This is a genomic window from Clostridium sp. CCUG 7971 (assembly GCF_017590215.1).
GTDB lineage: Bacteria > Bacillota > Clostridia > Peptostreptococcales > Peptostreptococcaceae > Faecalimicrobium.
The window spans coordinates 1-23,002 of sequence record NZ_JAFFPK010000076.1; the positions used below are offsets into that span (position 1 = coordinate 1).

Here is a 23,002-nt window from a genome sequence, read left to right on the forward strand (position 1 = left end):
GAAAAATATGATATAGATTACGATTTAACAAAAAACTATTCAAATAAAGAAATAGAGTCATTAGACTTATGTTTATATAAAGATATAAATAAGATAAGTAGTGAAGAATATCTTTATAATAATTCTGATGAATTTTCAAAGGGTGCCTATGAAATAATAAATGCATTTAAAGAAACTGATTATAAATATAAAGAAATTTATATTAGTTCAAGTTCATCTAAAGAAAATTATAGTATAAAGATTAATAATATAAATAAAGTTAACTCTTTAGAATACATAAAAAATAATGTAGAAATACAAAAATAACAAATTGAATAAATAAAAATGACTGTATTGTATAAATACAGTCATTTTTATTTATCATTCTTTTTTAAATTTCATATCTTTTACAATATTTCCATTACTATCTAAAAATTTAATTGTAAAATCTTCGCTATTTACACCATTATGAATATTACTTATTATATCTTCGTCTATTTCTAAATACTCTGGATATACGGCTAAGAAATAATCGTTGGTTTTTAGGTCAATTTTATAATCTTTTTTATCTAAAGTAATAACCAATTTAGAAGCATTGCTATTTTTACCGTAAACAATAACACTATAAGTAATTTTATCTGTTGATGGTTCTAATTTAGACATAAAATCTATAGTATATCCCACATCATTTCCAATATAATACCCATAGCTTTCATATGAATTTGCATATCTAGATTTACCATATTTAACTAAGGCTTGCGTAGCTAATCCGTCTTCGTTTTTGAAAAGATAAAATTTCTTATCTTCTAAATCTTTAGAATCAATAAATTTTCCACTATTATCTTTGAAAATTTCCATGGCTAATTCTTGATTAGATAATTTATCGGACCCTGTTTGATCATAAACATAATAAGTATATACACTAACTATCAATATACTTATCATAGATAAGACTTTTATACTTTTGTTAAATATGTTTTCTGTATAAGAATCATTTATACTTTCTAAAGTATTATTAAGTTTAGTCTTTTTAACTACTTTTTTTAATAACTTATAACATAATAGACCTAGTATTGCGCCAGTGGTATTAAAAATAACATCATCTATATCAGATACATTATCTCCTACAAATAACTGAACTACCTCTATACTTAATGATGAAATAAATCCTAGAAAAAATATTTTAGATAACTTATTATACTTTTCAAATAATATAGGAATCATTAAACCTAGTGGTATGAATAATAATATGTTTCCAACTATATTTCTTATAGGCATCATAATAGGCACATGATTATCTGTTAATGTAGATATAGTTTCTTTAAATGGAATAAGATTTATTATTCCAAAAACTCCATATTTATTATAAACATATTTATCTAATGGATTACTAAATGATATTGCTGAATACTTAAATACTGTTACTAGTAGTAGTACTAAAAAGTATAATAAAAATAACAGTAATACACATTCTCTTAATATATTTATTTTTTTATTTCGTTTATACAGAACCAATCTATATATTCCCCATGCAATAATAGTTAAAATCATAACTATTGAAAAACTTGCATTTATCATTAATTTACCCCCTTATGTTTTGTCAATTTCGATTTATAACTACGATTGTTAATTATATCATATAATACTAGTTTTATGAAATTATACCTATTTAGGTACAAAAAACGGCATTTTAAGCACAATCTATTGAAAAGTTAAAGTTAATTTGATAGTTTATTAGTAAATCTAAGAAATTAAATTATGCTAAGATAGAAAATATAGTAATTAATTATGACAACTACCTAAAATGAATTAGGAAAAGTTAAAGAAGAAACTTTAAAAATAGATAAATTATACTATAAAATACAAATATTATAATTAAGGAGAATGAATATATGATAAACATTGATAAATGTCCAAATTGTGGTTGCGATGAAATAGAGCGAGGAATACAAAAAGGTTATGGAAGTATGCATCCAATGGATTCATTTAGATTTAGCTCAAATGTAATAGCATATATATGCACAGAATGTGGTTATATAATAGCTATGAGAGTAGAGAAGCCAAAGAGATTTAAATAAATTTTTAGGGTGTTAATCTTATAGTTTTAAGTAAGTTTACTTTTATAGCTTATGAATAATCTTAATTAAAATCAATAACGTGTTATACTAAGTTTGTAAGGAGTGATTACTATTGGAAGAGATAAATATTAAACAATATATTAGATATGTAAAATTAAACAAAGATAAAATAGAGAGTAAAAATAAGTATCCATTTTGTCTACCAATTATAAAGAACTTAGACAAGCTAGAATTTCATCCTAAAGTTACATTCATAGTTGGCGAAAATGGAAGTGGAAAATCCACACTATTAGAAGCTATAGCAGTATCTTACGGATTTAATCCAGAAGGTGGTAGCAAAAGCTTTAACTTCTCAACTTGTGATAGTCATTCAGACTTACATAAATACATAACACTATCAAAAGGATTTAAAAAGCCTAGGCAAGGATTTTTTCTAAGAGCAGAATCTTTATACAATGTTGCATCTAATATAGATGAACTTGATAAAGAGACTATGGGTATGCCGATTATAAACGCGTATGGAGGAGTATCCTTACATAAGCAATCTCATGGAGAATCATTTTTATCTATTTTTCTAAACAAGTTTTCAAGAAATGGAATTTATATTCTTGATGAACCAGAAGCAGCTTTGTCTCCAGCAAGGCAAATGGCAGTATTAACTAGATTAAATGAACTTGTTAATGAAGGATGTCAATTTATAATAGCAACTCATTCGCCAATACTTATGGCTTATCCAAATTCAGTAATATATGAGATAAAAGAAGAACAGATAACTACTGTAAATTATGAAGAAAGTGAAAATTATCAAATTACTCAAGACTTTTTAAATAATAGAGAAAAGTTTTTAAAAATACTTATGAGTTAATTAAATATATATTTAAATTAAATAAGATCCCCTAGAAATCAAAATGATTACTAGGGGATCTAAAATGTGTATACAATAATATTTAAATTTTAAGTTGTAAATAAATAATTAAATACAACAGAAAGAATTTTAACTACTAAATTTGATCAATGGACCTGATTTGCAGGTCGTTGTTTACATGAGTGTAGCGAATTTTATTTAGAATATTTTTCACCTAAAGATCTAAGTGAATCTAATGTTGAGGTTTCTGGGTCATAATTTGCAATTACGCTTTCTTCAACTATATTAGCTCCTAAACTTGTAATTCTTTCTTCCCAGTCTCTCATCCATTGGCCATCGCCCCAACCATAAGATCCAAATAGTATTACTTTTTTATTATCTAAAGAAGAGATACTTTCCATAAAAGGTTCCATTTCACCTTCTTCTAAAACTTCATCTCCCATTGCAGGGCAACCTAAAAATAATACATCAGATTCATCTATATCATTTAGAGTAGCTTTATCAACACTTAATAACTTAGCATCATCATTACAACCTGAAAATATAGATTGAGCCATTGTTTCAGTGTTTCCTGTACCACTCCAATATATTATATTAACTTTATTCATATCAATCTACCTCCGTAAATATTATTTAACTTAATTAGATAATAGCACACTAATAATTATTTGTAAATAAAAATGATAATTAATATCAATAAAAATAAAATACTCAAGATAAATAGCTTATAACTAGAGTATTTTATTTTAAATTTTTATAATATGAAATTTTCAATACCAAAAACTATACCATCAATTTATTGTTGTTTGTTACAGTTAACATAATTTTTAAAGTGTTTTTATAGGTAGTTAATGTTTGACTATACATTTAAAATATTGCTTGGAGCTTAAAAATATATAAATATAGATATAGTAATTTTATATATTGTATTTAAATACAAAAAATGTATGGATACAATTGGATAAAATAAGCATCTTATAAGGTGTTAATTGATAATATATGTAAATTGTACTACTATTTTTATTGATAAAGTAAAAATTTAATATTAGGGGGAATTTTATATGAATAGTAGATATGGATTAAATAAAAATTTAGCACAAATGTTAAAAGGTGGAGTAATAATGGATGTTACAAATCCAGCTGAAGCAATAATAGCAGAGAAAGCAGGAGCTTGTGCAGTAATGGCTTTAGAAAGAGTCCCATCAGATATAAGAAAAGATGGTGGGGTAGCAAGAATGTCAGACCCTAAAATGATTAAAGAAATTCAAGAAGCGGTAAGTATACCAGTAATGGCAAAGGTTAGAATAGGGCATTTTGTAGAAGCACAAATACTTGAAGCTTTAGAAGTAGATTTTATAGATGAGAGTGAAGTATTAACTCCAGCAGATAATATATATCATATTGATAAATTTAAGTTCAATGTTCCTTTTGTATGTGGAGCTAGAAATTTAGGAGAAGCACTAAGAAGAATTGGTGAAGGTTGTGCAATGATAAGAACTAAAGGTGAAGCTGGAACAGGTGACGTAGTTGAAGCAGTTACACATATGAGAACTATGATATCCGATATAAGAAAAGTAGTATCTATGGGAGAAGAAGAGCTTATGAACATTTCTAAGGAAATGGGCGCTCCATATGATTTAATAAAATATGTTCACGAAAATGGTAAGTTGCCAGTAGTTAACTTTGCAGCAGGAGGAATTGCAACTCCAGCGGATGCAGCTTTAATGATGCAACTTGGATGCGATGGTGTATTTGTAGGATCTGGTGTATTTAAATCAGATGATCCTGAGAAGAGAGCAGAGGCTATAGTTAAGGCAGTTACACATTACAATAATCCTAAAAAACTAGCTGAGATATCAGAAGATCTAGGTGATGCTATGAGTGGAATATCTGTAAGCAGCTTACAAAATGAAGAGAAGTTAGCAGTTAGAGGATGGTAATATGAAAATAGGGGTATTAGCAATGCAGGGTGCTTATAGAGAGCATATAAATATATTAAAAAAATTAGATATAGAATATATAGAGATTAGAAATAAAGAAGATTTTGAAAATATTGATGGGATTATTATACCTGGTGGAGAAAGTACAGCGATAGGAAAATTACTTAAAACACTAGATTTATATGATACATTAAAAGAAAAAATTTTAGAAAAAACTCCTGTATGGGGAACTTGTGCAGGTATGATTTTACTTGCTAAAGAAATTGAAAATGATGATGTACATATTGGCACAATGGATATAGAAGTTGTAAGAAATGGATATGGAAGACAATTAGGAAGTTTTAATACAGAAGAAAAAGTAAATTACATAGGAGATAATATTCCTATGGTATTTATAAGAGCGCCTTATATTAAAAATGTAGGTGATAAAGTAGAAGTACTATCAAAAGTTAATGGAAAGATAGTAGCAGCAAAAGAAAATAATATGCTAGTTACATCTTTTCATCCTGAATTAACTGATGATTTAAGAGTTCATAAGTATTTTTTAGATATGGTTAAAAAAAGAAATTAGATATTACTAAAATAGCTATAAGTAAAAAGCTATGACCATGAAGTTATAGCTTTTTTTATGTAAAACCTATCTTTACAATCTATAAATATTACGTTATTTTAAGTCAACTTTAACTCAGCTAAAATAGTAAAAGAGTTTAAAAAATTATCATAAATTAATTTAAAATATACAAATTTGAGATTATTATAAAGCCTACAATAATTAAATATAATAGGCTTTATTTTTATGCAAGTAATATTAATAGTAGTGGCATAATAAATTTATATATAATACAAAAAAATATAGGTAGGTAAGGAGGGTAATATATGAATAAGGAATTGAAGTTTTACACGATTTCATTAATCACCATAAGTATGATTTTTTATACAATATCGATAATAACAACACAATTTAATATATTAACTTTCGGTACACCTATTTTTATGATAATTTATGGTATTGCAGGATATTCACCTTCTATTGCAGCACTTATTACATTTAAAAGATACTATAATAAAACTAATGAATTTAAATTATTTTTAAAATCTATAATAAATATAAAACAAAAGCCGATTATGTATTTATATACTATTTTTGCTCCAATTGTATTATGGGTATCTGCATATATAGCTTTTAAAACTCAAAGTAAAAATTTACTGATGCTACGATATCCACTTAGCTTAATTATTTTTATTGTACCTTTTGCAATTATAGGAGGAGGACTTGAAGAAATTGGATGGCGTGGATTTCTATTACCTAAGCTTCTAGAAAGATTTTCTCCAACTATAGCTACTTTAATAGTTGGATGTGCTTGGTCAATTTGGCATATTCCAATGTGGTTTGTTGTAGGTTCACATCAACAAAAACTTATGTTTATACCATTTGCTATAAGTTGTATTTCTACATCATTTATAATGACTCCCTTATTTTATAAAACAAAAAGTATTTGGTTGTGTATACTTCTTCATGCAATAGACAATGCTTGTTTTTATGTATTTTATGTTTCAGTAGATTCAAATTTAATTACATCTATTTTTACATTAATTACTGCAATTATAATATTTTATATATTTCAAGAAAAATTATGAAAAAATAATATTATAAATTATTAATTTTAAAGAGTAGAACGCATAATTAAGATAGTAAATAAATCAGATATAGAAACTAAGAATTCTAAAGGTTGATAAAAAATCAATTAAGTCTGATTAATCAAAATTAAATGAAAATTTATACTATGCAAATTATGGAAAAAAATGTATAATAATAATGAAAATAATTTTAAAATAAAATTAAATAGGCAAACCTAGGGAAATCTGGGGACGCAAAGCTATAGGGACTAAGGTTTATAACTATGTCAGCCAGTTGCCAAAGAGTACATTATACTTTTTGTTTTTAAGCTTAGTTAATTAATATTATTACTTTTGTTTATTGTGAAAATATTAAATTTATTAGGTAATATACAAGGCTACTCTTTTTGAGTAGCTTTTTTAATGTACTTCTGAGGGTTACAAAACTAATCAGGAGGTAAAAATATGCACAGAAAAAAAATAGCAGCCGTAACTATGGCAGCAATAATCACTAATTTCTCAGCTACAACAATAGAAGTTTTAGCAAGTGAGATACCGAACAGCAACACTTCAAAATTAGAAATTTCATCTGAAAATGAAGTTAAGAAAGCTACTATAAGTAAATTTGATTTATATAATAATGATAAATTAAATGCTTATAATGAAGTATTCAAAATGGACAACTCAAACATAACATCTATAACTAACAATGGTGGAAAATATGGAAGTGACAACATTGAGAAATCTATAGATGGAAATCTAAAGACACACTGGGAAACTGGAAAACCAAATAGCTCAGAATTCACAAATGAAGTAGTAGTTGGGTTAAATGAAGTAACTAACTTAAACAGAATCGTATATGCGGCAAGACAAGCATCTGCAAAAGGTAAAGGTTTTGCTCAAGAAGTTGAAATATATACATCTCTTACAAATGAAGGTGATGACTTTAGACTAGTAACTAGTGGAGAGTATAAAGGATCTAGCGGAGATATAGTAGAGATTAAGTTCAATTCAACTGAATTTAAAAGAATAAAATTCAAATTTAAAAAAGCTAATCAAGATTGGGCATCAGCATCAGAATTTATGTTTTATAAAGAAGATGAAATAAGTGATAAAATGAAAAGCTTATTTATAAATAGTTCTAAGAATCAAGTTAGTGAAGAATTTAATAGTATAGAAAAAATAATTGCTTTAGAATCAGAAGTTAAAAATCATCCACTATACGGGGATTTTAAAGAAGATATAGATAATGCTAAATTAATTGTTGATAAAAAAGAAGTTAGCTATACTGATGCAAAAGTATCTAAGTTTAAAGATATAAACAGTGACTTACTTCCAGCATATAATGAAATTTACAAACTACCTTCTAATAAGATAGTATCGATAATTGCTAACGGTGGAAGTTATGCAGAAAATGCAATATCTAGAGCAATAGATGGAAATCCACAGACTAAATGGCATTCGGCTAAGCAAAATTCTTCAAGTTTTACAAATGAAGTTGTAATGGAATTAAGTGAATTAACTAAATTAAATAGAATAGTATATACTGCACCTCGTGGTTCAAATAGAGGATTTGCTGAAGCATTCGATATATACGCTTCAACAACATCTAAAGGTGACACTTTTGACTTAGTATCTAGTGGAACATCACAAATAACTCAAAATTCTATTGAAATAAGATTTAATCCAACAGAGTTTAAAAGGGTTAAATTTGTATTTAAAAAAGGATATGAAAACTGGGCTTGTGCAGCTGAGTTTGGGTTATACACTCAAGATGAATTAAGCGAAAAAATGGATAGACTATTTAAAGATTCTGCTATGAGTCAAATTGGTGACGAATTTAATACTGTTGAAAAAATAAAAGTATTAGAAGAAGAAGCTAAAAGTCATCCGTTTTATGAAGATTATAAAGAGAATTTACTAAATGCTATAGAATTAGTACAACAAGGAGAAGTAACATCTACTAATGCAATTATAAGTAAATTTACACCTTTTTACACGTCTCATATAAATGAGTATGATAAAGCGTTTAGAATAGGTAGTGAAAAAATAGCAAATATATCGAATAATGGCGGTCAATACGGAGGATCAGCATTAAAATTTGCAGTTGATGAAGATGTAAATACACATTGGGAAACAGGAAGACCAAACTCTGATTCATTTAAAAATGAAGTAAACTTAACTTTAGAAGAAGATCAAGTTTTAAATAGACTAGTATATAAAAGTAGAAATGGTGGTAAAGGATTTGCTAAAAACTTTAGTATATATGTTTCACCAACAACAAAGGGAGATAACTTTAGTAAGATAACTACTGGAGAATATACAGTCACAAGTGATTTATTAGAAGTACAATTTAATCCAACGAAAGTAAAAAGATTAAAGTTTGTATTTGATAATGTGCAAGACAGCTGGGCTTCAATTGGAGACTTAAGGTTATATAAAGAAGACAAAGTTTATGATAAAATGAAATCTTTATTTACAAATGGATTAATGAATGAAGTAGCAGAGAACTTCAACACATTAGAAAAATTAAGTGCTCTAGAAAATGAAGTAAAAGGACATCCATTAGAAGAATTATTTAAAGTAGATATAAATACTGCAAAAGATATAGTTCAAGGTAAATTAGAAACTACAAAAGTAGTAGTAGCAGAACAACATGGTGATATGGTACAACATGCAGACAAGAATTTAAAATTTGGATTTGGAAATAATAATCAACCAACAGGAGTATTAGCAAAGCCAGGTGAAAAATTAACTGTTTATGTAGATGCAGACCCTAAAGGACCTCTACCTCAAATATTCTTTTCACAACAAGAGGGAAGTTGGTCAACTTGGGGAAGAACATTAAGCCTTCATCCAGGTAAAAATATTATAACTGTACCAGAAATACCAAAAGATAAGGAGTATCATCATGATGTAACTAAAGGTGGACCAATATATATTGTAAATCCTTATACACCTGAGCAACAGCCTAAGGCACCAGTAATAAGATTTGTTGGAGGACAAAAATTCCCATTTGTAACAAAAGATACTAATATAGAAGAATTTAAAAAGTTCTTAATAGAATATAAAAAGAAAATTGATGAAGATAAAAAGAAAAACCCTAATGTATTAGACAGAGAAGTAATAGATACATTTGAATTTGTAAGTGACCACATATTCTGGACAGGTACTGCAACAGGTGCATATCAAGCTTACATAGAGCAAGGTGTAAATCCTTTAGATACTATAAAATCTTATAATACTCATATGAAAGAATTATTTAAATACTATGCTTTAGATGGAAGTAGCATAAAAAATGATCCTAAATATATAAGAGATAATGTAAGACTTGCTCAACCATTTGGATATATGTATGCAGCATCAGGACATATTGGTGTTCAAGGTGATGTTATGGCAAGTTTATTAGTTCCATTTGAAGATAGAGGCGGATCTTGGGGGTTAACTCATGAAATAGGACATAGAATGGATGTAGGAGCAAGAGTATTTGGTGAAGTAACAAACAATATGCTACCTATGTATATGTCTGGATACTATAATAAATTAGATAAGAGAATACCATATGACTCTCATGTTTACAAAAATGTATTAAGTGAAAGTTCTAATAAATATACTGAAGGTGGATTCTTCGAGAATCTAGCAGTTTACTGGCAATTAGAAATGTACAAGCCAGGTTATTGGGGACAATTAAATAGATTATACAGAGAAAGAAATGTAAGCCTTGGGGAAGAAAATCCTACTAATTTAAAAATGCAATACTTAATTAAATTCTCATCTGAAGTAATTGGAGAAGATTTAAGTGGATATTTTGCAAGACATGGATTTGAAGTAAACGAAGAGACTAGACAAGAAACTAGTAAGTATCCAAAGCCAAGTAAGAAAATTTGGTACTTAAATGATAATAAATTTGATTATAAAGGAAAAGGATTTGTTGATAAGAATGTATTAGAAGTTTCATTAAATCAAGTTGAAAATAAAACGAAGATAACATTTAATGTAAAAGATAATGCTAAATCAGATTTACTAGGATTTGAAGTAATCAAAGATGGTGAAATAATAGGATTTACTTCAAACAATAGCTTTATAGATACTAGTGCAGACCATAGCAAAAATTCTAAGTACGAAGTTGTACCTTATGACCTTAACTTAGGAACTGGAGATAAAGTTGCTATAAACTCATTCTCACCAAGTATAAAAGTTCAACAAGATAAATTAATTCTAAGATTAAATGAAGAATTTAACCCTATGGATTATGTTAAGGGAAATAGTAACAATGGACAAGATTTAACTTCTAAGGTTAAATTTGAAAGTAACGTAAATACTGCTAAAAAAGGTTTATACAAAGTTATATATACTTTAGAAGATGCAGGTATAACTACAGAAAAGGTCGTATCAGTTGAAGTAGTAAGTAATTATGATTATTTATCAGATGATCAGTGGAAATCTGTAGAGACTAAATATGGTACTCCAAGAAGAAATACTAATATAAAAGGCAGAGTAAATGGAGACATAAAGACATTTGAAAAAGGATTTGGAATACATGCAAATGGTAAAATAGTCTATGACTTATCTGGTAAAGATTATGATAAATTTGAAGCTTTGCTTGGAGTAGATATGGGATTACAAGCACAAGATAAATCTAGTATAACATTTAAAATAGTAGGAGATGGAAAAACATTAGCTACTACACCAGTTTTAAAACATGCAGATAATATGATAAATATAAACGTAGATGTTAAAGGTGTAAAAGAATTAGTTATAGAAATACATGATGGTGGAAATGGAAATAGTTCAGACCATGGTATAATAGCTAATCCAAAACTAACTACTAATAATTCAAAGCCAGTTATAACTGCTAAAGATAAGGTTTATAAATTAGGAGATAAAGTAGACATTATGGGCGGTGTTATAGCAAAAGATGCTGAAGATGGAAACTTGACTTCGAAGATAGAAATAATATCTAACAATTATAAAGAAGGACAAGCTGGAAGATTTGAAGTTGTATATAAAGTAACTGATAGTGATAAAAACTCAGTAGAGAAAAAATCATATATAACGGTATATGAAGAATTATCAGTTAATAAATCTAAGTTTGGTCAATTTGATAATTTAGCTAAGTACAATAAAGAATTTAAATTACCAGTAAAATCTGTAAGTAACAATGGTGGAAATTATGGTAGCAGTGTTATAGCAAAGGCTATAGATAATAACATAAATACTCATTGGGAAACAGGAAAAGTAAATAGTAGCTCATTTAATAATGAAGTTATATTTGACTTAGGGCAAAATTCTGATATAGATAAAATGGCCTATTCTGCTAGAAGAGATGCTGGTGGTAAAGGATTTGCTAGAAAATTTGAAATATATGTTTCAGATGAGGCACAAGGAGACGACTTTGTATTATCAGGAAAAGGTGAATATACTGGAAGTAATACTGATGTTGTAGAATTTAAAATATCTAAGAATAATGTAAGAAGAGTTAAATTCAAATTCATTGAAGCTAATCAAGGTTGGGCAAGTTTAAGTGAAGTATCATTTTATAAAAAAGATACTTTATCAGATAAAGTAAGTAATGATTTATTTACTGATAATAGTAAAACTGAGATAACAGAAAAATATAATACATTAGAAAAAGTAGCAGCTTTAAGAGAAGAGGTTAAAAATCATCCTGCATTTAAATTGTTTGAAAGTGATTTAAATAAAGCTGAAGAAATAATAAAAGCTAAATTCCCAACTTTAAAAGTTGAAGAAAATACTTTTGTAAAATTAAATAGTGAATTTGATTTAATGTCAGATGTAGTTGCAAATGATCAAGAAGATGGAAATATAGCTAATAAAGTTGAAGTTAATAGCAATGGATTTACTACAAGTAAAACTGGAGAATATACTATAACTTATAAAGTAACAGATAGTGATAAAAATATAATAACAAAGGAAAGAAAAGTCGTAGTTTATAGTGAAGATAAATACATAAGTGATATTAGCTGGAAATCAGCAGTATCTGGATGGAAAAATGTAAACAAAGATTTTGCAGTAAATACAAGTAATAAAATAAAGCTTAATGTAAATGGAGAAATAAAAGAGTTTAATAAAGGTATAGGAGCAGCCACAAATGCAGAAATAGTGTATAACTTAGATGGAAATTACACTCATTTTACAACATATCTAGGTACAGACAAAAACTATAATGACAATAGAACAAGTATAATATTTAAAATATTTGCAGACGGAAAAGAAGTATATATTTCAGATACAATAAGAAGAGATAGTAAAGCTGAATTTGTAAATATACCTGTAGCTGGAGTAAAAGAATTAAAATTAGTAGCAAATGACGCAGGAGATGGAGGACTTGGAGATTTTGCTTCATGGGCAGATACTAAGTTATACACTACAAACTCTAAGCCAAAATTAATTATACCAAAATCAGTTGCAACTAAATTAGGTGAAAAAATAGACTTAAATGAAAATTATGTTGCACTAGATGCAGAAGATGGAGATATAACTTCAAAAGTTGAAGTAACTGGTAAAGTTAATTTTAATAAACCAGGAAAATATCCTATAACATATAAAGTTACAGACAGTGATGGTAACGAAATAAGTAAAACTAGAACTATAGCAGTAGTAAACATGCAAGATTATAAGTACTTAAGTGATTATGATTGGAAATCTACTCAAAATAGTTACAAAACTCCAAATAAAGATAAATCAATGAGTGATAAAGCTTTAAGATTAACAGATGAAAATGGAGCAGAAGTAGTATATGAAAAAGGTATAGGAGCACATGCAACTTCAACTATAACATATGATTTAACTGATAAAGACTACGCATACTTTAGTTCATATGTAGGTGTAGATAGACAAATGTTTGGAACAGTTGCTTCAGTAAGCTTTGAAGTTTATGTAGATGGAACTAAGAAATTTGATAGCGGAGTTATGAACTCTAGAGATTCTCAAAAATATGTAGAAGTTGGTATAAATGGAGCTAAAGAGTTAAAACTTGTAGTAACTGATGGTAAAAATGGAATCGGTTCAGACCATGCGTCGTGGGGAGGAGCGAAACTTCATTTTGCAAATCCTAATGGAGAAGGTATTGAAAGTGAAGAAATAAAAGAACTTAGAAAAATGTTAGAACATGCCCAAACTATTACTAAAGATATGATGGGAGCAACAACTCATATTGAGGCAAGATGGAGTAATTTTGAAGCTGGCAAAAAATTAGCTAAAGATTGCATAGAAGATGGAAATAAGAGTGAAGAAGAAATAAAATCTGTAATGTGGCAACTAAACTACTTTATAGAAGAATTACAAATTAAATAAAATTATAAAATATAGAATTTTATACATAACTTAAGAAAAATAAGATGTTTTAGAGGAAGTTAAAAATCAGGTTGATAAATATGGATTAAGCAAAACTGTTGGTACAAACTTTTTTATATTAAATAAAAAATGTGGTGATTTTAAAATCACCACACTTTTTTTATTTCTTACCAGTTTCCAACTATGTGAGAAGCTCCATGTTTCATTTGAGTGTCTACATATGCATAAGATATTCTTTCATAATCTTGTCCAACACTATATTGATATATTGACATTTCAAAACCACCTTTAAATCTAAAACCATTAAATAACATCCAATCATGTTGACTAGATCCAGATTTACCACTGTTAGCCTGTGAATCACACCATACTTGATCACCAGGTTCTAATGTCGTCATAAACTGTTGTCCAGGGGTATAAGCATTAGTAGTTTGTTTAACCAAATAATATTGTCTTGATCCGGATTTTCTATAAGGGTTATTTTTCCAATAACCTACTCCATTCATACCTCTATACCAACCTGTTATCCATTTCCCAGATGGATTTAATATTTCTATTTGATGCCATTCATAACCATCAGAAGGATAACTTCTCATTCCTGTAAAACAAAAACTTTCATGAACCATCATTTTTGCGACGATAGAGTTATTTGTACCAGCACTAGATCTAACATTTATATTGGATCCACTTTTATTTACTCCAAAATATAAAGCAGTTTTAGAATTTCTTAAGTGATTGCAGACTTCAATAGAATTTTCAGTAAAATCGTTAGCACTTGCTAATTCGCCATCAACCTCCTCAGGATTTAGAATTCTATTTGGCTCAACTTCCTCAAAATTTAACTTCTCAAAATATTGATCAAAATTTTCCATATCTATTTAACACACCTTTCAATTTTATTTTTAATGTTTATAAGCTAAAATTTAAATAAGTAAACCTTAGCTTATAAAAATTTATTAAAGAATTTAAAATAAATAAATTCTTTAATATACATAGCTAAAAATTTAAAATAAGTAAACCTTAGTTTATAAAAATTTATTATAAACTTAAAATAAATAAATTTTTTAATATATATAGATTGTATATAGAAATATGCTGATATATTGTTATTACTATTAGATAGACTTATATATTAAGATACGTTTGAATTTAAAAACTTAATAATTGAAGTACAAACTATTTTATGATATGAATCTAAATAAAATAGAAAAATTAATATCTTAAATAAATTTGCAAATAGTATATGCAAAGAAGTTTCTAAGATACTTGAAATTAGAAATAGGGGTATTAACAATAGTAAGGATTCAAGGATATGTATATACTTTAATAGATAATAAGGAGATTATGTTTTAATATATCATCAAAACATAATCTCCTTATTATTTATTATAATAATCTTATTTAGCTTTTGTTATTTTATTTTGTCTAGCTTTTATACGTTTTTGTTTAATTAATTTTATAAATTCTTCTTTTTCCTCTTTAGAACTAAAAACATTCGTAGGTATAGTACAGAGTATTTTTATGTTATAGCCTATATCTATAATATCACTATGAAAAGTGTTTATTGTTATTTTAGAATAATCATACTCCGCACGTTCATCATTAGTATTAATAATAAGTTTATCGCTATTAACTTCTATTATTTTATTACCTATCATATTGGGATAATTATTGAGAACTTTATTTAAATTTTTTTCTACATACATCTTACTTACTATACAAAAAATTGGTTTTGTTATAAGTTTATATATTAGATATATTATAAAACACAGCATTGATGTTGCAATGAATACAAAAAACATAAAAGCCCCTTCAAATTTAAATGTTATACCTATAGTTTCGATAATTAAAAAAATAATAAAGAAAAAGTTTAAAAATTTCTCGATTAACTTAGATGACGAACTAACATGCTTTATGTAATCATCTTTAGAGTTATAAAAATTTATAATCATCTTTGTTTCCTCCTTTGTTAATATATGTATACTCTAATTTATCTTTGAATAATTTAATCTTAACATATTTTTATCTATCTTATCGTTGCTTAATTTAATATTTCCTTATAAATATGGAATGTATAATTATAATAGGTATTTTGCTTATAATATATACTATAACCCTACCAGTACATAATTTTTTCTAGTATATTACTTTTTTTATCAATACATATTCCTGTATATACATTTTTGCGAGAAATTCCTCTAAGTTTATCTTTAACATATACAATGAAATTAGACACAACAGTTATTAACCTTAATAATAAAAATGGATTTTTATAAATATATAGTATTTGGCTAGTCTTTTTAATAACAAAATTAAATTGAAGCCTTTGTTCCTTTATTGTTTTGTTAATTTATTAAACTTCATGAATTTAAAAAATAATAAATTTAATTAATAAAAAATAGATAATTCAGAAAAATACTTTAAGCAACTTTGTGGCACCTGTAAAATACAGGTGCCATATTTTTTACTTTTAATTTAAATATAAGCATCAATGTGACGAAAATACAAAATTCGAAATAATATGAATTTTTAAAAAATTAACAGCTTATATATTACGATATACTAAGATATATATTTATATAAAATTAGATATTATTCGTAAAGAAATAACATTTATTCTGATGTTTACATATATATAAATTGTAATATCTTGTTATTGACAGCTATATAATTTTATATTGGGTTTCAAATGCAATGTGTAAAATTAATTAGTTTATTTCTATAACTAAGATTTAACTCATTAAAATGTATTAAGGAGAGCATCATTATGAATGAACTTTGTAATTTAATTAATCTGTATAAAAATGGAAACTCAGAATCCCTGGTTAAAATAATAGATAAGTTCAAACCAATAATTTATAAATTAGAAAGATATAGTTACTGTGAAGATTTAGAAAATGAATTAATTTTATCTATTATTATATTATTAGATGAAATTCAAATTAAGGAAGAATTTTTGAAAGAAGATAAATATGTATTTTCTTATATATATAAATCTATAAGAAATAAGTATTTGAAGCTAAATAAAAGAGATTATAAAATATATATTAAAGAGATAAGTAGCGATAATTTCTTAGAATATAATGGATATAACTATATGAATAGTAATATTATGTTTTATGATATAATTAAAAATTTAACTGATACAGAAAAAAATATTATTATAAAAATATATTTAGATAACTTATCTGAAGCAGATATCGCAAGAGAAATGAATATTTCTAGACAAGCTATAAATAAGCAGCATAAAAAAGCTTTAAATAAGCTAAGAAAAGTATTTGATATATAACATAATATTAACTATTTACTTGTATATCATAAATTAAAGTTTTTATTTATTAATTAAAAACTCTTGGTTTACATTTTTACTTCTTGATTCTATTTAATATATGCAACAATCAAAACTAAAAAAGAGGGATTAAAGATGAAAGAAAAAATAAATGCAAATGCAAGATTTGACCAAATGGTCTATGAAGTTCAACAGTATCTTAACGAAATATACTTTAGAAACGCCCACTGGGTTACGATAGATGAAAGTGGTAAAACTGGTTGGCCAACAATAAGAGGGCTTATAAGAGCCTTACAAATAGAAATTGGAATTAGTACTCCAAATGGTAATTTTGGACCTGCAACAGAGGCTGCTTGTCCAACTTTAAAGAAAAACTTAAATCCGAATGAACACGAAAAACGATTAGTATATATACTTCAAGGAGCTATGTGGTGTAAGGGATTTTCTCCAGGTGGATTTACTGGAACCTTTGGTGATAAAACAGAAGCTGGAATAAAAAAATTTCAAGAAAATGCTGGGTTAGCTGGTTCTGATGTAAATGGTATAGCAAGTAAAATGATAATGAAGGCATTATTAAATATGGATGCTTTTGTTTTAGTACCAGGTGGAGATTCTAAAATAAGAGAGATACAACAAGCATTAAATAGAGATTACCATAAGTGGATAGGGTTGCAACCTACGGATGGTAGATATGGTAGATATACTAATAAAGCGTTAATTTATGCTTTACAAGTTGAAGGTAAAATAGCACAGCCAAATGGTGTTTTAGGACCTGCAACTCAAGCTAGTTTACCTACCTTAGCTCCTGGTAGTAAAAATACTACGTATGTAAGGATAATGCAGTACTGTTTATATTGCAACGGATTTGATCCAACTGGATTTACTGGAGTATTTGGAAATAATACATTATCAGTATTAAAGAGATTCCAAGAATTTTCACTACTTGTTCCTGATGGTTATTGCGGTAAGCAAACTTGGTTATCGCTTTTAATATCTTACGGAGATAAAGATAGAAAGGGTGAAGCTTTTGACTGTTCTACACCAATAACTCAAGCTAGGGCTAATACTTTAAAGGCTAATGGATACAAATACGCTGGAAGATATATAGCTGGTGGTATGAGTAAAAGAATAACTATTGAAGAATTAGGAGTAATATTTAGAAATGGTATGAAGTGGTTTCCTATATTCCAAAAATCAGGTAATAAGCTAGGATATTTTAATGCTACTCAAGGTAGAATGGATGCTGAGGAGTGTTTATTAAATGCCGTAACTTATAAAATTCCTTCAGGCTCAACTATATACTTTGCGGTAGACTTTGATGCAATGGATGGAGAAGTAACTACGAATATACTTCCATACTTCAAGGCTATTAAGCAAAGATTTGATGGTCATAATCCTAGAAAATATAAGATAGGTATATATGGAGCTAGAAATATATGTACCAGAGTATCTGAAGCTGGATACGCGGTTACAAGTTTCGTTTCAGATATGTCTAGTGGTTTTTCAGGTAACTTAGGATATCCACTTCCAAAGAACTGGGCTTTTGACCAAATAAAAGAATATGTAATAGGCTCTGGTGATGGTGCTATAAATATAGATAATGATTTGTATAGTGGTAGGGACAAGTGTGTAGACCATATGGCTGGCATGACATTTGCAGAAATTGCAAATGGATTTTTTAAGATATTTGGTATAAGTGCTGATGTACCAGATTCAGCTATTGATTGGGAAAAAACTATAGATGGGAAAGATTATAAAATAGTATTGAAATCAGGAACTCAATTAAATGTCGGTAGCGGTCCAATGTTATTTACACTAGATTTTAAAGATAAAAAGTTAGAATTTCCTCTTTTCGATAATATACTTGGTATGTTAAGTTGGATTCCCCTTGCCAAAGACATGAAAAATTTTATAGGTGAACTTGGTGAATATATGGGAGAGGGGAGTATATCAATTGGATATACTTATGACAAAGATGACTTTATAGGACTAAAAATAGAAGCAAAAATAAACCTATTAAAAGTTCCTGAATTTGCAGATGTAGCTGAAATAGCAGAAGCAGCATACTTTAGTATAACTGTATTTCCAAAAGGGTTTAAAGAAGAGCTAAAAGAATTTGTAGAAATAGTTAAAAATCTAGCATCTAACGTTGCAAGCGCTTTGCTACTTGTTTTAATATTGTTCATATTCCTTAATATAGGAGGTATCGTTTCAGCGGCAGGAGTTGCCTTAAGTGAAATAATAGCTGCATTAACTGCTATTATAGGTATGATCCCTGCATTTCCATATTCAGATACTGAGGAAAAAGATAAAAAATAGTAATAATTAAAAAAGAAGTAGATTAATCTACTTCTTTTTTAATTAAATAATTATATACAAGGTGTATATAATTAAATTCTTCATTTGTTAGAGAACTTTTTAAAAATCTTTGATTAATTTCTTTAGATGCAAATATATACAGATTTCTATATTTATTTATAGTTATCTGATATGCATGGAAATATTCATCTGCTATGTCAGAGTCTATAAAGCTATAAAGTCAAAACTTATTTGTTTTTATGATCTTCATAGTAAATGATATATTCTTCTTTAGGTATAGATGTATATTTTTTACCATATCCGGATATTTTATAAAAACTGATATTTCAAAACTTGCTGTCTGAGTCACTTGAGTAGATGCTTTATCTTTTAAGTCAATGATAATGTTTTATATAGGGTTTGTATAGGTACTTGTAGAAATTACATATTACTTCTTAAAACGTTAAGTTTAGTTGACAAATTGCCAATTTTGATTGAAAGAAAATATTTTTGAATTTTAGTATACTATAGCTATATTTTAATTTTAAACAAAAAAGGCAGTAATTATTATGTCATTATGAGAAAAATTGTTATCTTTGCGTAAAAAATCTGGTCTATCTCAAGAAGATGTTGCTGAAAACTAAGTGTATCCAGACAAACTGTAAGCAAATGGGAAACTGACCAAACTGTTCCTGAATTAGTTAAGGTAAAATTACTAAGTCAACTTTATAATGTAAGTGCTGAGCATTTTAGTAGAGGAAGTCATATTGGAGGGGATCTTACAAGTATAGAAATGATAGTTGATGAAATTGATTGGAGCAGTGCATGGAGTAAATGGAAAAAAAGAAAAATAAATAAAATATAAAAGGATTAGTAATATTAAGTGGAAACTTAACATTAGTAATCCTTTTATATTTTAGTAAGTGATCTTTTTAATAAAATTTAATATATCTTCATAAGCTTCTTTTGCATCGTTATAACCATCATTATATAAAGTAATGAGCTTAGTTTTATCCTTTTCAACCTGACTAACCTTAACAGGTTTCTTAGGTCTAATTACAAGAGCATTACCATCTTCAGACAATTCCTTTACCAAATCTAAGCTTTTATTATAATTAAGGTGTCTACTTTCAATAGCATCTATAAGCTTAGGATACTTTCTATACTTTCTTTTTATAATATTAGAAAACTTGACCTTACCCTTTATGTAATTTTCATCCCTTGTTAATACAACGATATTTCTCTTGCAACAATTATTTATAGAATACTCTATTGGAATAGAATCGGAAACACCACCATCTACCAACTTATAATTATCAACTTCTACGATATTTGCAAACATTGGAATAGAACAAGAAGCCTGTAAATAAATAATATCCTTATTCAAATCCTTTAACTCAAAGTACTCAGGCTCCCCAGTTTCACAATTGGTGGTTACTGCAATAAATTTCGATTTAGACTTACTAAAAGCATCATAATCAAAAATGTTTAATTCATTTGGAATTTTATTAAACATAAAATCCATACCAAATATAGAGCCTGTTTTTATAAAATTACGTAAGCTTAAATAGTTCTTATCATCTAAATAATCAACAGTTACATCGAATGCTCGTTTAAATTGTTTAGATAAATAAGATGCAGCATGGCAACTCCCCGCAGAAACTCCAATTACAGTATCTACTTCTATATTTTTTTCGATAAAAAAATCTAATACTCCAGCAGTATATATACCCCTCATACCGCCACCCTCTAAAATTAATCCTACTTTTTCCATATTAAACCCTTCTTATTTAAAATTTATATCATAAATATTTTACCACAACTAAAGCGATAAATAGGTTACACTTAATTAAATTTAGGATTAATCCATAAAATTTATTTTATTAAAAAAATTATAAAATCTTATAGATAAGATTAAATATTTAATTTATAATCATTTATTTGGAAGTTTATTAATAGGCTATATATGTATGAAATTTTAATAGTTAAAAATATCACTATACACAGTAAACTAAGTTGTAAGGAGGAGTAATCATATGGTATGAGCAACATTAGTAGTAGGAGAGATCTATAATAATTAAAATGATTTTGAATTGATTTAAAAAATAAATTTTGACGTGTCTAAAAAGTCCGTATCACATTAGTGATACGGACTTTTTTATTAATATTGAAAGATACTATATGATATATTACAATTATATTGTAATAGAAAATTGTAATATCAGAAGATATTTATAAAAGGTCAGAAGACTTAGTCATCTGACCTTTTTTGTATAAAAATTTATATTTACATAATTATAGGAGGGGAATATATGAATGATTTAAATTATTGGGAAAAGAAATGGAATGAAGTAGGAAAAAACTATACACTAAACAAAAATACTACAAAAGAAAATATAAATATATGGAATAACTCATCAAAAGACTATGATGAATCAGTAGGAAGTGAAAGAATAGATGAAGTAATAGAAACTCTTGAAAATCGTGGATATATAAATGAAGATAGTACAGTTTTGGATTTAGGTTGTGGTACTGGAGCATATTCTATAGCCTTAAGTGGTGTTTGTAAAAATGTAGATGCGCTAGATTATTCAGATGGGATGCTTGAAGCATTAAAAGAAAAGATAAAATTTCAAGGTATAAACAATATAAATATAATTAAAGATGATTGGAACAGTTTAGATTTGAAAGATAATAATATGTATAAAAAATATGATTTTATACTTTGTAGTTTAAATCCTGGATGTTATAGTTCAGATGCATTATTTAAAATGAATGAATCGTCTAAAGGATATTGCTGCTATATAGGTACAGATGGAATGAAAAATAATAATATACTAGATAAATGTGATTATGAAATTTTAGGTAAAAATATAGATAAAAATGATATAAGTAATATAATATATCCTTTTAATATATTATATTTTAATAATTATAGACCAATTGTATTTTATACTCCTTGTAATTGGATATATAAAATGGATAAAGAAAAAGCGATAAGTAAATTAATAAAAAGATATAAAAAATATATTGATATAGATGAAAAAGTTATGGATAAGTTAGAATGTTTTGTTACAGATAACTTAAAAAATAATATGTTTATTGAAAATAGTGAAAAGAACCTTGGTATTTTAGTTTGGGATGTGAATAAAAATAAATTATAAAAAATATAGACTTACAAGTTAATCACGTATACAATTATAAAAAATATATACATTAGGGGGAATGCTAATGATTGAAATTGTTAAAGATCATTATAATAAAAATGCATTAGTAGAATGGAGTAGATTATCAGATTTATACAGTTATATTGAGTTTCAAACAACTTTATACATGATAGATAAATACTTTAAAAAATCAGGCAAGGTACTAGATATGGGATGTGGACCAGGAAGGTATTCAATAGAATTATTAAAAAAGGGTTATGAAGTAACTTTATATGATGTTTCTCAAGAAGAATTAAAGGTAGCAAGAGAAAAGATTGAACAAGAAAAAATGAAAGCTAATGACTATATATGTGGAGATTGTAGTGATTTATATATATTTGAAGATAATTCATTTGACGTAGTATTGGTTATGGGACCGATGTATCATGTTCAAGATAATAAATTAAGAAAAA

The 23,002-nt window shown here is 26.9% G+C and carries 16 protein-coding genes, 1 pseudogene and 1 riboswitch; of the genes and pseudogenes, 12 read left to right on the forward strand and 5 right to left on the reverse strand.

From position 1 onward, the window contains the following. Positions 1-306, forward strand: a 306-nt coding sequence (locus JWF52_RS10635) for a hypothetical protein (protein ID WP_208333541.1), incomplete at its 5' end; no start/stop codon positions are given. A gap of 54 nt (positions 307-360) precedes the next feature. On the opposite strand, the gene JWF52_RS10640 is transcribed toward JWF52_RS10635, so the two are convergent. Continuing rightward, positions 361-1,557: a VanZ family protein gene (locus JWF52_RS10640; protein ID WP_208333542.1), complete on the reverse strand. Its 1,197-nt coding sequence runs from the start codon at positions 1,555-1,557 to the stop codon at positions 361-363. A gap of 314 nt (positions 1,558-1,871) precedes the next feature. Between JWF52_RS10640 and JWF52_RS10645 the strand changes: the two genes are divergently transcribed. Both JWF52_RS10645 and JWF52_RS10650 read left to right on the forward strand, forming a co-directional pair. Beyond that, entirely contained in the window at positions 1,872-2,057 is a 186-nt protein-coding gene (locus JWF52_RS10645) for a transcription initiation factor TFIIIB (protein WP_208333543.1), read from the forward strand. A 112-nt stretch (positions 2,058-2,169) separates the two neighbouring features. After that, a complete protein-coding gene (locus tag JWF52_RS10650) occupies positions 2,170-2,922 on the forward strand; it encodes an AAA family ATPase (protein WP_208333544.1) in 753 nt (250 codons plus the stop codon). Between the two features lie 194 nt (positions 2,923-3,116). On the opposite strand, the gene JWF52_RS10655 is transcribed toward JWF52_RS10650, so the two are convergent. Next, entirely contained in the window at positions 3,117-3,530 is a 414-nt protein-coding gene (locus JWF52_RS10655) for a flavodoxin (protein WP_208333545.1), read from the reverse strand. A 453-nt stretch (positions 3,531-3,983) separates the two neighbouring features. Here JWF52_RS10655 and pdxS point away from each other — a divergent pair, with 453 nt between their 5' ends. The 4 genes from pdxS (at position 3,984) to JWF52_RS10675 (ending at position 13,796) form a co-directional block, all read left to right on the forward strand. After that, positions 3,984-4,862 carry a pyridoxal 5'-phosphate synthase lyase subunit PdxS gene (gene pdxS / locus JWF52_RS10660; protein ID WP_208333546.1) on the forward strand — a complete coding sequence of 293 codons (879 nt, stop codon included), beginning with the start codon at positions 3,984-3,986 and terminating at the stop codon, positions 4,860-4,862. Position 4,863: 1 nt separating this feature from the next. Continuing rightward, on the forward strand, positions 4,864-5,433 hold the full coding sequence (gene pdxT, locus JWF52_RS10665) for a pyridoxal 5'-phosphate synthase glutaminase subunit PdxT (protein WP_208333547.1): 570 nt from the start codon (positions 4,864-4,866) through the stop codon (positions 5,431-5,433). A gap of 305 nt (positions 5,434-5,738) precedes the next feature. Continuing rightward, positions 5,739-6,500, forward strand: coding sequence for a CPBP family intramembrane glutamic endopeptidase (locus tag JWF52_RS10670; protein WP_208333548.1), 762 nt, complete (start codon positions 5,739-5,741; stop codon positions 6,498-6,500). A gap of 198 nt (positions 6,501-6,698) precedes the next feature. After that, a riboswitch (cyclic di-GMP riboswitch) is annotated at positions 6,699-6,782 on the forward strand. Between the two features lie 162 nt (positions 6,783-6,944). After that, complete coding sequence (locus JWF52_RS10675; protein ID WP_208333549.1) at positions 6,945-13,796, forward strand: NPCBM/NEW2 domain-containing protein; 6,852 nt, start codon at positions 6,945-6,947, stop codon at positions 13,794-13,796. Between the two features lie 167 nt (positions 13,797-13,963). Here JWF52_RS10675 and JWF52_RS10680 read toward each other — a convergent pair whose 3' ends face one another. Both JWF52_RS10680 and JWF52_RS10685 read right to left on the reverse strand, forming a co-directional pair. Next, on the reverse strand, positions 13,964-14,668 hold the full coding sequence (locus tag JWF52_RS10680) for a hypothetical protein (protein ID WP_208333550.1): 705 nt from the start codon (positions 14,666-14,668) through the stop codon (positions 13,964-13,966). A 525-nt stretch (positions 14,669-15,193) separates the two neighbouring features. Next, positions 15,194-15,748, reverse strand: a complete 555-nt coding sequence (locus tag JWF52_RS10685; protein WP_208333551.1) for a hypothetical protein — start codon at positions 15,746-15,748, stop codon at positions 15,194-15,196. Between the two features lie 815 nt (positions 15,749-16,563). Between JWF52_RS10685 and JWF52_RS10690 the strand changes: the two genes are divergently transcribed. The 3 genes and pseudogenes from JWF52_RS10690 to JWF52_RS19865 form a co-directional block, all read left to right on the forward strand. Next, complete coding sequence (locus JWF52_RS10690) at positions 16,564-17,085, forward strand: sigma factor-like helix-turn-helix DNA-binding protein (RefSeq protein WP_208333552.1); 522 nt, start codon at positions 16,564-16,566, stop codon at positions 17,083-17,085. Positions 17,086-17,220: 135 nt separating this feature from the next. Then, a complete protein-coding gene (locus JWF52_RS10695) occupies positions 17,221-19,404 on the forward strand; it encodes a glycoside hydrolase domain-containing protein (RefSeq protein WP_208333553.1) in 2,184 nt (727 codons plus the stop codon). Between the two features lie 566 nt (positions 19,405-19,970). After that, positions 19,971-20,218 (forward strand): annotated as a pseudogene (locus JWF52_RS19865) (helix-turn-helix transcriptional regulator); the annotation flags it as partial. Between the two features lie 81 nt (positions 20,219-20,299). Here the strand turns inward: JWF52_RS19865 and JWF52_RS10705 are convergent. Beyond that, entirely contained in the window at positions 20,300-21,157 is an 858-nt protein-coding gene (locus JWF52_RS10705; protein WP_208333554.1) for a patatin-like phospholipase family protein, read from the reverse strand. A 538-nt stretch (positions 21,158-21,695) separates the two neighbouring features. Here JWF52_RS10705 and JWF52_RS10710 point away from each other — a divergent pair. Together JWF52_RS10710 and JWF52_RS10715 are read left to right on the forward strand one after the other, a co-directional pair. Further along, positions 21,696-22,547 carry a class I SAM-dependent methyltransferase gene (locus tag JWF52_RS10710; protein WP_208333555.1) on the forward strand — a complete coding sequence of 284 codons (852 nt, stop codon included), beginning with the start codon at positions 21,696-21,698 and terminating at the stop codon, positions 22,545-22,547. Between the two features lie 67 nt (positions 22,548-22,614). Further along, positions 22,615-23,002 (forward strand): class I SAM-dependent methyltransferase (locus JWF52_RS10715; RefSeq protein ID WP_208333556.1); only part of this gene is annotated, 388 nt, incomplete at its 3' end.